Genomic DNA, 13719 nt, shown 5'->3' on the forward strand with positions numbered 1-13719 from the left:
TTTAACGAAAATTTATTTTAATGGCCTTATTTATGACTCTTTTCCATAAAAGGCCCTTTATATTCACGAAATAAAACCAAGGAGGGTTTTATAGTGAGATTTCGTTATTTTCCCTTTTCACCGGCGTCATCCTCTGTCAACCTGAAGACATTCCACCCGTTATGTTAAGGAAAACACCATGTGCTCCATCTTCGGTATTCTGGAACTCAAGTCCGATCCCGCCGCCCTGCGCTCCCGGGCGCTGGAGCTGTCGCGGCTGCTGCGCCACCGGGGCCCCGACTGGTCGGGCATTTACAGCAACGACAAGGCCATTCTGGTGCATGAGCGCCTGGCCATTGTGGGCCTCGACAGCGGAGCCCAGCCCTTGCTCAACCCTGCCGGTACCCACGCCCTGGCAGTCAACGGCGAAATCTACAACCACAAGGAGCTGGAAGCCGGCCTCACCTGCGGCTTTGAGTTTCAGACTCATTCCGACTGTGAGGTGATCCTCGGCCTTTACCAGGAAAAGGGCCCGGCGTTTCTGGACGATCTCAACGGCATCTTTGCCTTTGTGCTTTACGATGAAGAGAACGATGCCTACCTGATTGGCCGGGACCACATGGGCATTATTCCCCTTTACACCGGCCACGATGAAGAAGGCAACTTCTATGTCGCCTCCGAAATGAAGGCGCTGACCCCGGTGTGTAAAACCATCAGCGAGTTTCCACCCGGTCACCTGCTTTACAGCAAGGAAGGTCAGCCCCGCCGCTACTACCAGCGCGACTGGGAAAACTATGACGCGGTGAAGGACAACACCTCCAGCGTGAGCGAGCTGCGTGAGGCGCTGATGGCGGCGGTGAAACGCCAGCTGATGTGTGACGTACCCTATGGCGTGCTGCTCTCGGGCGGGCTCGACTCTTCCATTGTCTCTGCCGTGGCCAAACTTTATGCCGACAAGCGCATTGAAGACGACGGCAACAGCGAGGCCTGGTGGCCCCGGCTGCACTCCTTTGCCATTGGCCTGGAAGGGGCACCGGATCTGATTGCCGCCCGCAAGGTAGCGGATCAGCTGGGTACCGTGCATCACGAGCTGCATTACACGGTGCAGGAAGGCCTGGATGCCCTGCGTGAGGTGATCTACCACCTGGAAACCTACGACGTAACCACGGTGCGCGCCTCCACCCCCATGTATCTGATGTCCCGCCGTATCAAGGCCATGGGCATAAAAATGGTACTCTCCGGCGAGGGCTCCGACGAACTGTTTGGCGGTTACCTGTATTTTCACAAGGCGCCGAGTGCCCGGGCCTTTCACGAAGAGACGGTGCGCAAACTCCAGGCCCTGCACCAGTTTGACTGCCTGCGTGCCAACAAGTCGATGGCCGCCTGGGGCGTGGAAGCCCGTGTGCCCTTCCTCGACAAGGAGTTCATGGACGTGGCCATGCGCCTCAACCCCGCCGACAAGATGTGTGTGAACGGCAAGATGGAAAAGCACATTTTGCGGGAAGCCTTTGAAGATCTGCTGCCCGCCGAAGTGGCCTGGCGCCAGAAGGAGCAGTTCTCCGACGGCGTGGGCTACTCCTGGATCGACAGCCTGAAGGCGCTGGTGGAAGAGCAGGTGACGGATCAGATGATGGCCACGGCGGCGTTCCGCTTTCCGCTCAACACCCCCACCAGCAAGGAAGCCTACTACTACCGCGCCATCTTTGAAGGCCACTTTCCCCAGGACTCCGCCGCCAAGTGCGTGCCCTGCGGCCCCTCGGTGGCCTGCTCCACCCCCACCGCCCTGGAGTGGGATGAGCAATGGAAGAACATGGCCGATCCGTCAGGCCGGGCAGTAAAAGGCGTGCACAGCCAGTCTTACTGAGCGCTTTTATCGTATGCCCGGCTGACGCCGGGCATATAACGTCATTTTCCAGCCATTCTCGTATCTCCACCGACATTTCTGCCACCTCCTCCGCCCTTTTCCGTCATCTGCGCCTCCTTCACGTCATCTCCGCGAAGGCGGAGATCCGGAAACAGGACGTAGGTTGGAATGAGCATCGCGAATTCCAACAGGGCGCAGCCGGCTTCATGTTGCGATTCGCTACGCTCATCGGCAACCTACTGCCAGACTTATCGCCTCCCCATAACAAAAAGCCCCTGCATTGCAGGGGCTTTTGTCATTCAGCTAAACCGGTTTATTCCCACTCAATGGTGGCGGGCGGCTTGCCGGAGATATCGTATACCACGCGGCTGATGCCGTCGATTTCATTGATGATACGGTTGGACACATGGCCCAGGAAATCGTACGGCAGGTGGGCCCAGTGGGCGGTCATGAAGTCGATGGTTTCCACGGCGCGCAGGGACACAACCCAGTCGTACTTGCGGCCATCGCCCATAACGCCAACGGAGCGTACCGGCAGGAACACGGTGAAGGCCTGGCTGACCTTGTTGTACAGATCGTGCTTGCGCAGCTCTTCAATGAAGATGGCGTCGGCCCGGCGCAGCAGGTCGCAGTATTCCTTCTTCACTTCGCCCAGCACGCGCACACCCAGACCCGGACCCGGGAAGGGATGACGGTAGAGCATGTCGTAAGGCAGACCCAGCTCCAGACCCACCTTGCGTACTTCGTCTTTAAACAGTTCGCGCAGCGGCTCAACCAGACCCATCTTCATGTCGTCGGGCAGACCGCCCACATTGTGGTGAGACTTGATCACGTGCGCCTTGCCGGTGGCAGAGGCGGCAGATTCAATCACATCCGGGTAGATGGTGCCCTGGGCCAGCCACTTGGCGTTCTTGAGCTTCTTCGACTCTTCGTCGAACACTTCCACAAACACCCGGCCAATGGCCTTGCGCTTGGCTTCCGGCTCGTCGATGCCGGCCAGTGCGGTGAGGAAGCGGTCTTCGGCGTCGGCCTTGATGATGTTCAGGCCGAAGTGATCGCCGAACATTTCCATCACCTGCTCGCCTTCATTCAGGCGCAGCAGACCGTTGTCCACGAACACACAGGTCAGCTTGTCGCCAATGGCGCGGTGTACCAGCATGGCCACCACAGAGGAGTCCACACCGCCGGACAGACCAAGGATCACTTCGTCGTCGCCGACCTGCGCCTTGATGCGGGCCACGGCGTCTTCAATGATGGAGGCCGGGGTCCACAGGGCTTCACACTGGCAGATGTCACGCACAAAGTGCTCCAGCATGCGCGCGCCCTGACGGGTGTGAGTCACTTCCGGGTGGAACTGCACGCCGTAGTAACGACGGGTTTCATCGGCCATGGCGGCAAACGGGCAGCTGCCGGTCTGGGCCACTTTCTCAAAACCTTCGGGCAGGGCCACTACCTTGTCGCCGTGGCTCATCCACACGTCGAGCAGGGCGTTGCCGTTGTCGTCGATGGCGTCTTCAATGTTGGCGAACAGGGCGCAGTCGGCCACGCGCTGCACCTGGGCGTAACCAAACTCACGCTCGCTGGAGCCGGCTACGGCGCCGCCCAGCTGCTCGGCCATGGTCTGCATGCCATAGCAAATGCCAAACACCGGCACGCCGGCGTTAAACACATATTCCGGCGCCCGCGGGCTGTTTTCCTCGGTGACCGACTCCGGCCCCCCGGACAGAATGATACCGTTCGGATTGAAGTCGCGGATCTGCTCCTCGGTGACGTCCCAGGCCCACAGCTCGCAATACACGCCCAGTTCACGCACGCGGCGCGCGATCAGCTGAGTGTATTGTGATCCGAAGTCCAGGATCAGGATCCGGTTGTCGTGAATATTCTTGCTCATCGTTTTCCTACTCGTTACAAACACCGCCTGTGGGGGGAGCAGACGGCAATAGAAAAACGGGGGGACCAGCCCCCCGTTCGTCGCGTTCCGGGATCAACCCAACCGGTAGTTGGGCGCTTCCTTGGTAATGGTCACATCGTGCACGTGTGACTCCTGAATGCCCGCGCCGGATATCTTAACAAATTCTGCCTTGGTGCGCAGGTCATCTATGGTGGCGCTGCCGGTCAGGCCCATGGCGCTGCGCAGACCGCCCATCTGCTGATGAATGATCTCCTTCAGCTTGCCCTTGTAGGGTACCCGGCCTTCAATGCCTTCCGGCACCATTTTATCGGCGGCGTTGTCACTCTGGAAGTAACGATCGCTGGAGCCCTTGCTCATGGCGCCCAGTGAGCCCATGCCACGGTAGGACTTGAACGCCCGGCCCTGATACAGCTCGATTTCACCGGGCGACTCTTCGGTGCCGGCAAACATGGAGCCCATCATCACGCAGTTGGCGCCGGCCGCCAGGGCCTTGGCGATGTCGCCGGAGAAGCGAATTCCGCCGTCGGCGATCACCGGAATGCCCAGATCCTTGAGGGCTTCCACGGCGTTGGCCACGGCGGTGATCTGGGGCACACCGCAACCGGTCACGATACGGGTGGTACAGATGGAGCCGGGACCGATACCCACCTTCACTGCACTCACGCCGGCCTCGGCCAGGGCCAGGGCGCCGGCGGCGGTGGCCACGTTGCCACCGATGATGGCCAGATCCGGGTAGGCGGCGCGGGTTTCGCGAATGCGCTGCAGCACGCCTTCGGAGTGACCGTGAGAAGAGTCGATCAGCAGCACGTCGAGGCCGGCGGCCACCAGGGCGGCAATGCGCTCTTCGTTGCCGGGCGCGGCACCTACAGCGGCACCCACGCGCAGGCGACCCTGGGCGTCCTTACAGGCATTGGGCTTGCTTTCGGCTTTCTGGAAGTCCTTGGCGCTGATCATGCCGGCCAGGCGACCGTTGGCTTCGACTACCAGCACCTTTTCAATACGGTGCTGTTGCATCAGGGCCTCGACCTGATCGCGGGCGGCGCCTACCGGCACGGTCACCAGGCGGCTCTTGTCAGTCATCACCTCGTGTACGGCCTTGCTCATGTCCTGCACAAAGCGCACGTCACGGCCGGTAATGATGCCCACCAGCTCGCCGTCGGCGGCGATCACCGGATAGCCGGCAAAACCGTTCTGCTGAGTCAGTTCGCGCACATCGGCAATGGTCATGTCGGGAGAAACAGTCACCGGATCGGAGACCATGCCGCTCTCGAATTTCTTGACCTTGCGTACCTGGGCGGCCTGGGCCTCAACAGACATATTCTTGTGAATAAATCCGATACCGCCTTCCTGGGCCAGGGCAATGGCCAGATCGGCTTCGGTCACGGTGTCCATGGCGGCGGAGACGATGGGGATGTTAAGATTGATTTCCCGGGTCAGACGGGTGCGGAGATCCGCCGTGTTGGGCAATACGGTGGAATGGGCTGGGACCAGCAGTACATCATCAAAGGTCAGGGCGTCTTGGGCAATCCTAAGCATCGCAATATTCACCATAGTTTGGGGGGTAAAAATATTGCCAAAGAATTTTAGGCATTCACCCCTCCCGGGTAAAGCGATTTTTTATAATTTTGGCTTATTAGACGAAAAAACCTCCCCAACAGGGTTTGCTTTCAAATAAAAATACTCAAACGAGGTGATTTTGCAGCAGGAAAAGTTAACCAACATTTACACCGTCAGTCGCCTCAACCGCCATGCCCGGCTGCTGCTGGAAGGCGACCTGGGCGCGGTCTGGCTCACCGGTGAAATCTCCAACCTGGCCATGCCGGCCTCGGGCCACTGGTACTTCTCGCTGAAGGACAACCAGTCCCAGCTGCGTTGCGCCATGTTCCGCGGCAACAACCGCAGCGTGGGATTCCGGCCGAAAAACGGCGATCAGGTGCTTATCTTCGGCAAAGTCACGCTCTACGAACCCAGGGGCGACTTTCAGCTGGTAGCCCAGACCCTGGCCCCTGCCGGTGAAGGGCTGCTCAAGCAGCAGTTTGAGGCGCTGAAAAACGCCCTCGCCGCCGAAGGGTTGTTTGCCACCGAGCGCAAACGGCCGCTGCCGGCCCACCCGGCGCGCATCGGCATTATCAGCTCCCCCACAGGTGCTGCGGTGCACGACATTCTCACCGTGCTGGCCCGCCGGGCGCCTCAGCTGGAGGTGATCCTCTACCCCAGCCAGGTGCAGGGCGAAAGCGCCGTACCTCAGCTTATTTATGCCCTGAATGAAGCCAACCGGCGCAACGAGACCGATCTGCTGCTGCTGGCCCGGGGCGGCGGCTCGCTGGAGGACTTGTGGTGCTTTAACGACGAGCGCCTGGTGCGCGCCATTGCCGCTTCACGCCTGCCGGTGGTGAGCGCCGTGGGCCACGAGGTGGACGTCAGCCTGAGCGATCTGGTGGCGGATCTGCGCGCCCCTACCCCTTCTGCCGCCGCCGAGCTCATCAGTGCAGACAGCAGCGTGCAGCGCCGTCAGTGGCAACAGGCCGGCCAGCGCCTGGAACAGGCCATGCTGCGTGTGCTTGCCGACCGGCACAACCGGCTGGGCCAGTGGCAGCAGCGGCTGGAGCGCCAGCATCCGCGCCAGCGGCTGCAGCAGCAAAGTCAGCAGCTCGACCAGCTGCAACTGCGCCTGGAGCGGGCCATGGGCCGGCGGCTGGAGCAGGCCCAGCAGCGGTCCAGCCAGGCCGCACTGCGACTGGCCCACCAGCACCCGGGTCAGCGCCTGGTTCACGGTACAGAGCGGTTGGCCACCCTGGAGCAACGACTGCATGGCGCGCTGCAGGCCAGACTGAACCGCCTCGAGCATCGGCTGGCGCTGGCCGGCTCACGGCTGCATGCCATGAGTCCGCTGGCCACCCTGTCCCGGGGTTACAGCATTACCCTGCATAACCGTACGGTGCTGACCGACGCCGGCCAGTTGAAGGAAAATGACGTGATCACCACCCGGCTGGCGAAAGGGGAAGTGGTCAGCCGGGTAGAAACCATCAAGCCGGCATAATACCAATTACATTAAGCAAATGATCTGTTTTCAGCCCTGTTGTAGCTGCCACTTTAGTCGGCAGAGCCTGTGCAACAGGCTTTGAAGACACCCTGGTCTTCAGGTTTGCGCCAGCTAAAGCGGCGCCTACAGCTCAGATACATAACGAATAAATGTTTAAGTCCAGTTGGTATCACTCAGTCCGGTTTCTGTTCCGGCAGGCTGGCCAGTTGCGCCAGGGTCAGGGGCGCGGCGGGCCAGCGCGGGGTAAACACACCCAGCTCGTTCACCGCCCTGCCCTGCACCGCTGCCAGCACCATGGCCGCCTGCGGGCCGCACTGGCGGCCCTGACAGGGCCCCATGCCACAGCGGCTGAAGGCCTTGAGGCCGTTCAGATCCAGCCGGTGTTCACCGGCCAGCGCCCGCACCCGCCCCAGGGTAACGTTCTCGCAGCGGCACAATAACGTGTCATCGCTTTCACCGGCCAGGGCCCGTTCATCGGGCCGGTACAGGGCTTCAAGAAAGGGCCGAATGGCTGCATCCCGCGCTGCCTGAGCCTGTAATTGCGCCGCTTCTTCGTTATTCAGCACCGGCTTCAGTTTCAGCTCCAGCGCCAGCTCCCGGGCCAGAAGGCGGCCGTGCCAGGCGGCCTGGCGCGCCCCCAGAATGGCGGCGCCGTCGCCGGCCACATAGAGGCCGGGTACCGGAGTGCGGCCCGCCTGCTGGCGGGGCTCCCAGCACAGCCGTTGCGGACTCCAGTCGAGGGGGCAGCCGGCCCCGGCAAGCAGGGCGGTATGGGGAATAACGCCAAAGTGCGTGAGCAGGGTATCGGTCTCAATGTGGTGTTGCCGCCCTCTGTGCCCAAAGCGCACCGACTGAACCCAGTCGTCACCTTCCGCCGCCAGCCCGTGAGCCCCCTGATACAGGGGCACGCCGGCCCGTTTCAGCGCCCACTGATAACGCAGCCCCTGCCACAGGTAGTGACCGGCCCGCAGCGCCTTGGGCAGCGCGCCAAGGGCACGGCGATAGTGGCGCAACGGGGTCAGATCCACCACTGCCTTTGGCGCCCGGCCATGCCGCAAATATTGCCAGGCCAGCAGATACAACAACGGGCCACAGCCCGCCAGCACCGCGCCCTCGGCGACCAGCCCCTGCTCCTTCAGCAAAATCTGGCCGCCGCCGGCGTTCACCACCCCGGGCAGGGTCCAGCCGGAAAAGGGCCAGGCCCGCTCCATGGCGCCGGCACACACCGCCACCCGGTCAGCCTGCACCCGGCTGGCCTCACCCTCGCGCAGCAGCGCCACCTCAAAGCCGGGCTCAATGGCCCAGACCCGGGTGCCCGGCCAGTAGTGCAGCCCCTGCCGGCGAAAGGCATGCACCAGCTCGCCGCCCCGGCGGTAGTCCGGGCCCAGCAGGGTCAGGGCGTCGTCGCCCTGCTGCTCCCAGCGCCGGTAAATCTGACCGCCGGGAGCCGGTTGTTCGTCTACCACCAGCACGCTCAGGTCCAGCCGGGCGGCATCGGTGGCCAGGGCCATGCCCGCCGGGCCGGCGCCCACCACCAACAGATCAACCTGCATGCTCACCTCCGGTCTCAATCTCCATGCCCTCGGCCACCGGCACCTGACAGCCCTGCTGCTGCTCGCCGTCTATCCAGACCAGACACTCGTAGCACACCCCCATCAGGCACAGGGGCGTGCGCGCCCGGCCTTCACGCCAGATGACTTTACGCTGCTGCAACAACACCGAGGCCACCGAGCTGCCCGCCGGCACCCGGCAGGGGGCACCGTCAATGTGAACCGATACGGTGGCGCCGGTTCGGGTTGGTTTCCACATCAAATCTCTCCGTAGTCATGGATATCAGGGGAGCCCCGCTTTGTTGCTCCAGCAGCCCGGTCAGCTCAAGGGCATGCCAGGCGGCCAGGGTAATGCCGCTGTGGCAGGCCACCGCGTGCACGTTGGGATAAAGGGTCGAAGGCTGATACAGGGGCGCACCGTCCGGGGTGATCACCCGGGTGGCGGCCCAGGCCCGCAACATGCGCGCCCGGCCCAGGGCCGGCAGCAGCTGGGTGGCGGTGCGGGCGATGGAGCTCAGCACCGACACCCGGGTCTGGTTGCCGGTGTCGCCTTCTTCCCAGGAGTCGCCACACAGCACGGTGCCGTCGGCGGTCTGACGCAGATGAACGGTGGCAAAGGGCAGCAGCGGCGGCTGGCGGGCGGTCACCAGAATTTGCCCCTTCACGCCCCGCACCGGCAGGCTGGCGCCCAGTTCGTTGCGCAGCTGCTCGCCCCCCAGGCCGGTGCACAGCAACAACCGCCGGCCCTGAACTTCCGTGCCGTCGACCAGTTGCAGGCGAATGCCGTCGCTGCCCGCCTCTGCCGTCTGCACCGCAGAGCCCCGCCGCACCCGGCCTCCCTGCCGCTCAATGCCCTGAGCCAGCGCCAGCAGCAGCATCAGCGGGTTAACGTGAGCGTCGGCGTCGCACCAGGAGGCCCCCGGCACCTCCCCCACCCCGGGCAGCCGGCGCGCTACTTCCGCCCTGGTCAGCATCTGCGTGTGCAGGCCGGTGGCGGCATGCAGTGCGGCCAGTTCGGCCTCGCGCTCGGCCAGCTCCTGCGCACTCAGGCAAAAATCCAGGCCGCCGCTGGGGCGGTATTCCAGATCCACCCCGGTCAGCTGCTGCAGCTCCTGAGCAAAGCCCGGCCACAGCCGGGCCGAGGCCTGGGTAATGCGGGCATAGTCGGTAAAGCCCACGCCCTTGCCCTGCACCCAGATCAGCCCGAAGTTACCCCGGGACGGCCGGGCCAGGGCGTCCTTGTCGTCCAGCACCAGCACCCGCTGGCCGTGCCGGCTGGCGCCATAGCCCAGGGCCAGGCCACAGACGCCACCGCCCACGATGAGCCAATCCCACATTCTGAACCTTCCTCTTCTGCATGGTGATGGCGCTGGCAATCCATAACATTCAGCGCATAATGCCGTTAACACCATCAGGGAACCTTATGCATGTTAACCTTTCAGCAGCTCAACGCCTTTCGCGCCATCATGCTGAGCGGCACCGTGACCGAGGCCGCCCGCCAGCTTCATATCAGCCAGCCGGCGGTGAGCCGGCTGCTGGCCCAGCTGGAAGCCAGTCTGGGCTTCAGTCTGTTTGAACGGCACAAGAGCCGCCTGCTCGCCACCCGTGAAGCCAGGGCCTTTATGGCGGAAGTGGACAAGGCCTTTATCGGCCTCGACCGGCTGGAGCAGGCCGCCGCCGGCATTCGTGAGCACAGGGGCGAGCAGCTGGTGATCTCGGCGCTGCCGGCATTTTCGCTGTCGCTGCTGCCACAGGTGATCGCCCGCTTCTGCCGGCGCTTTGAGGAGGTCAACGTCAGCCTGGTGACCCACCGCTCCGCCGATGTGCAGGCCCGGACCCGGGCCACTCAGAGCGACATCGGTTTTGCCGACTCCATGGGCCCCGGGCAGGGGCTGGACCACATTCCCTGGGTGTTTGACTGTGTCTGTCTGCTGCCCCGGGAGCACCCGCTGACCAGGCACAACACCCTTGCCCCACAGCACCTGCACGGCCAGCCGCTGATCCAGCTGGAGCCACACCTTGATCCCAGCGGCCGGGTGCAGCAACTGCTGGCCGAGGCCGGCGCCCGGCCGCTCACCCGCATTCATACTTCTCTGGTGGCCAGCCAGGCGGCGCTGGTGGCGGCCGGTGCCGGCATCGCCCTGGTGGACCCCTTTACCGCCGAGGCGGCCCGGCCACTGGGGCTGGTCAGCCGGCCCTTTGCGCCCGCCGTACCCTTTCGGGTAGACGTGCTGTTTCCGGCCTATCAGCCCCGCAGCCGGCTGGCCAGTGCCTTTCTCGATGAGACCCTGGCCTGGATCCGCGAGCGGGGCATTGTGATGGCCGATCAGGGCAGCTCGGGACCAAAGATATCGACCGGGAAGTAACTGTCGTTGATTTCCTGATAGCGGCCGTTGGCACGAATGGCCTTGATGGCTTCATTCAGTTTCTGCCTCAGTGCCTTGTCCTGCTTGCGCACGGCAATGCCGACCCCTTCTCCATACCAGCGCGGATCCGTCACCGGCTCACCCACTTGGGTGAAGTCCTTGCCCGCGTCCAGGTCGAGAAAGCCCTGGCGCACCGCCAGCTCGTTGACCAGCAGCAGATCGAGCCGGCCGGCAGACAGGTCAAGATAGGCTTCGTCCTGAGAGCCGTAGCGCTTGATGTCGACATTATCGCCGAAGTTGTCGCTGATGTACTTGTCGTGAGTGGTGGCCCGCTGCACACCCACGGTTTTGCCGTCCAGGCCTTCCGGGCTCAGGGTAAAGTCCGTGCCTTTGGCACCCACGAAAATGGCCGGGATCTGGTAATACTTGCTGGTAAAGTCCACCTTGCGCTTGCGCTCTTCGGTGATCGACATGGAGGCGATAATGGCGTCGAACTTGCGCGCCAGCAGCCCCGGGATCATGCCGTCCCAGTCCTGGCTGACCAGCTCGCATTTGGCCTGCATCTGCTCACACAGGGCGTTGGCGATATCAATGTCAAAACCGGTAACTTCACCGCTTTCGGTGGTGGAAGAAAACGGCGGATAAGCCCCTTCCACGGCCACGCGGATCTGGCTCCAGTCCCTGGCGCTGGCGGACGACATGGCCAGCAGCGACAGGCCGGCGGCAAACAATACGGCGGATTTTTTCATCATGCTTCCTTTCCCTCATGGTTGAGACCGCTTCAGTATTTACAGACTGGTAACAAGTGTCCAATGCCGGTTTAACGCCAGGTCATAACCTGATGTTATGGACTACCCCGGGTCGCACCGGGATACATTTGTCTCTACAATAACTTTTTCGAATCCGGGTGAGCCGTTTGCGCCGGGAAGATCTTGTCACGCCAACAGGGAGCAGGCCGTTATCGAGGCCGAATAGCTTATGTTCAGAAACCTTTTCCTTTACGTGTTACTTCTTGCCCTTGGAGCCAGCACTCAGGCACAAGCCCGGCAGGCCCCGCTCAGGGTGGGCATTACGCAGGTGCCGCCCTTTGTAATGGAAACCGGCGACGGCCGCTGGGAAGGCATCAGTATTGATCTGTGGAAAGACATCGCCGCCGGCATGGAGCGGGAATATGAATGGGTGCCCATGAGTTTCAGCGAGCTGCTGAAGGCCGTTGAAAGCGGTGACATCGACGTGGCCGTGGGCGCCCTGACCATGACCGCCGATCGTGAAAGCCGGTTTGACTTCTCTCATCCCTTCTACCAGACCGGCCTGTCCATTGCGGTACCGCCGGTGCCGGAGCAAAGCCTGCTGTCGAGCCTGAAGGCCCTGCTGAGCTGGCAGTTTCTGAGCGTGGTGCTGGCCCTGGGTGGCCTGCTGCTGGCGGTGGGCTTTTTGCTCTGGCTGGTGGAGCGACGCCGCAACGCCGAGCAGTTTGGCGGCTCGGCGGCTGAAGGCATTGGCGCCAGCTTCTGGTGGGCGGCGGTGACCATGACCACAGTCGGTTACGGCGACAAGGCCCCGGTCACCTTTGCCGGCCGCTTGATTGGTCTGGTGTGGATGTTTGCCGGCATCATTATGGTGGCCAGCTTTACCGCCGCCATTACTTCGTCGCTTACCGTGAACAACCTGCGCACCGGCATTCAGGGCGTGAATGATCTGCCCGGCAGCGTGGTGGCCACCATCGCCGATACCGCCAGCCAGCGTTATCTGGAAGACGAGCGCATTCGTTACCAGACCTACCCGGATCTGACCTCGGCCATGATGTCGGTGGTAACGGGTGAAACCGATGCCATCGTCTATGACCGCGCCCTGATGCAGTACCGCAACCTGCAGTTGGGCCAGCAAAAACTGACCGTGCTGCCCGGTGTGTTTGCCGAGCAGCTGTATGCCCTGGCCCTGCCCGAGCGCAGCCCGCTCAGGGAGCAAATCTCCGAGCAGGTGCTGCGGGTGACCGAAGCCGACGGCTGGCGTGATGTACGTGCCGCCTATCTGGGCAAGGATTGATAATCATGGCACACGGGCGGTTCGTGGCGAACGGCCCGTTTACCGCCTGGCGCACCGCGCCTGTCCGTCAGCGCTCCTGACGCCCCCATGTGTGCAGACTATACTTATAGGGCTGTTACAGAAAGCAGGTTGTTTTGCGCCTGTTTTCGGGAGGTAAACATGGGTATGTCACTCAGACTGAAAGAGTTCCTTGATAAGCGCCACATTGCCTACGACATGGTACACCACCCTTACGCCGAAGGGGCCGCCCAGAGTGCCATTGCCAGTCATGTGCCGCTGGCACAGATGGCGAAGGCAGTGATGCTGGAAGACAATAACGGCCGCACCATGATGGCAGTACTGCCTGCCGCCGATCACATTGACATGCGCCGGCTCAGCTACCTGACGCATGACGAAATGCAGCTCGCCCCCGAGCATCACCTGAAGATCTGGTTTGACGATTGCGATCCCGGCGCCATTCCCGCCATGGGAGAAGCCTACTCCGTAGACACCCTGGTAGACGACGAGCTGTTGGGCATGGCCGATATCTACCTGGAAAGCGGTGACCACCGGGATCTGGTGCATATCAGCGGTGAGGATTTTCGCCGGCTGGCTGGCAGCTGGAAACACGGCCAGTTCAGCCGCAAACCGGATCCCTGGAGCCGAGTTGAACGAATGTAGCTCGAAACGTGAGGGGCGAGGCGTAAGGGGTAGCTGCCACTTTAGTCGGCAGGGCCTGCTACGCAGGCCTGCAACCACAACACTGCGACTGCGCCAGCTGAAACGGCGCCTGCGGAATGTTGGGATTCGCTTCGCTCATCACCAACCTACGGTTTCGGGTTGAAGCCATCATATCGAGTAGGGTGAGGCGTTACCGCCTCATCCCTCTCACAGAACCGTACGTACGGACCTCGTATACGGCTCATGCCTACTTTTATTCAGCCTGTGGGCTGAACACATACCCTGTCCTGACCTCTTCA

The 13719-nt window shown here is 62.3% G+C and carries 11 protein-coding genes; 5 read left to right on the top strand and 6 right to left on the bottom strand.

All coding sequences use genetic code 11. The features are described from left to right. Nucleotides 1–178: 178 nt before the first annotated feature. The gene (asnB, locus tag DA373_RS07910) at nucleotides 179–1843 is read left to right on the top strand and encodes an asparagine synthase B (protein WP_107851762.1); all 1665 of its coding nucleotides are present in this window, start codon (nucleotides 179–181) and stop codon (nucleotides 1841–1843) included. A gap of 313 nt (nucleotides 1844–2156) precedes the next feature. Here the strand turns inward: asnB and guaA are convergent, their stop codons facing one another. Further along, nucleotides 2157–3734, bottom strand: coding sequence for a glutamine-hydrolyzing GMP synthase (gene guaA, locus DA373_RS07915; protein WP_107851763.1), 1578 nt, complete (start codon nucleotides 3732–3734; stop codon nucleotides 2157–2159). Between the two features lie 93 nt (nucleotides 3735–3827). Continuing rightward, on the bottom strand, nucleotides 3828–5291 hold the full coding sequence (guaB, locus tag DA373_RS07920; protein WP_107851764.1) for an IMP dehydrogenase: 1464 nt from the start codon (nucleotides 5289–5291) through the stop codon (nucleotides 3828–3830). 160 nt (nucleotides 5292–5451) lie between these two features. On the opposite strand from guaB, the gene xseA reads away from it, so the two are divergent. Then, the gene (xseA, locus tag DA373_RS07925; protein ID WP_107851765.1) at nucleotides 5452–6795 is read left to right on the top strand and encodes an exodeoxyribonuclease VII large subunit; all 1344 of its coding nucleotides are present in this window, start codon (nucleotides 5452–5454) and stop codon (nucleotides 6793–6795) included. A gap of 176 nt (nucleotides 6796–6971) precedes the next feature. On the opposite strand, the gene DA373_RS07930 is transcribed toward xseA, so the two are convergent. Genes DA373_RS07930 through DA373_RS07940 form a run of 3 tightly spaced genes read right to left on the bottom strand, consistent with a single transcriptional unit; the run spans nucleotide 6972 to nucleotide 9685 of the window. Further along, nucleotides 6972–8351: an NAD(P)/FAD-dependent oxidoreductase gene (locus DA373_RS07930; RefSeq protein WP_107851766.1), complete on the bottom strand. Its 1380-nt coding sequence runs from the start codon at nucleotides 8349–8351 to the stop codon at nucleotides 6972–6974. Next, nucleotides 8341–8607, bottom strand: coding sequence for a (2Fe-2S)-binding protein (locus DA373_RS07935; RefSeq protein WP_107851767.1), 267 nt, complete (start codon nucleotides 8605–8607; stop codon nucleotides 8341–8343). Before DA373_RS07935 ends, DA373_RS07930 begins: the two co-directional genes overlap by 11 nt. Then, nucleotides 8561–9685 (bottom strand): NAD(P)/FAD-dependent oxidoreductase, encoded by a 1125-nt coding sequence (locus DA373_RS07940; protein ID WP_157953696.1) that lies wholly within the window; start codon nucleotides 9683–9685, stop codon nucleotides 8561–8563. Before DA373_RS07940 ends, DA373_RS07935 begins: the two co-directional genes overlap by 47 nt. Nucleotides 9686–9775: 90 nt before the next feature. On the opposite strand from DA373_RS07940, the gene DA373_RS07945 reads away from it, so the two are divergent. Continuing rightward, entirely contained in the window at nucleotides 9776–10714 is a 939-nt protein-coding gene (locus DA373_RS07945) for a LysR substrate-binding domain-containing protein (RefSeq protein ID WP_107851769.1), read from the top strand. Here DA373_RS07945 and DA373_RS07950 read toward each other — a convergent pair. Beyond that, complete coding sequence (locus DA373_RS07950; RefSeq protein ID WP_198650271.1) at nucleotides 10675–11466, bottom strand: ABC transporter substrate-binding protein; 792 nt, start codon at nucleotides 11464–11466, stop codon at nucleotides 10675–10677. The two genes, DA373_RS07945 and DA373_RS07950, sit on opposite strands and share 40 nt — an antisense overlap. Nucleotides 11467–11692: 226 nt before the next feature. Here DA373_RS07950 and DA373_RS07955 point away from each other — a divergent pair, with 226 nt between their 5' ends. Together DA373_RS07955 and DA373_RS07960 are read left to right on the top strand one after the other, a co-directional pair. Continuing rightward, a complete protein-coding gene (locus DA373_RS07955; protein WP_107851771.1) occupies nucleotides 11693–12760 on the top strand; it encodes a transporter substrate-binding domain-containing protein in 1068 nt (355 codons plus the stop codon). A gap of 159 nt (nucleotides 12761–12919) precedes the next feature. Continuing rightward, nucleotides 12920–13420: an aminoacyl-tRNA deacylase gene (locus DA373_RS07960; RefSeq protein WP_107851772.1), complete on the top strand. Its 501-nt coding sequence runs from the start codon at nucleotides 12920–12922 to the stop codon at nucleotides 13418–13420. The last annotated feature ends 299 nt before the right edge of the window (nucleotides 13421–13719 follow it).

Source organism: Oceanimonas marisflavi, assembly GCF_003049725.1.
Lineage (GTDB): Bacteria > Pseudomonadota > Gammaproteobacteria > Enterobacterales > Aeromonadaceae > Oceanimonas > Oceanimonas marisflavi.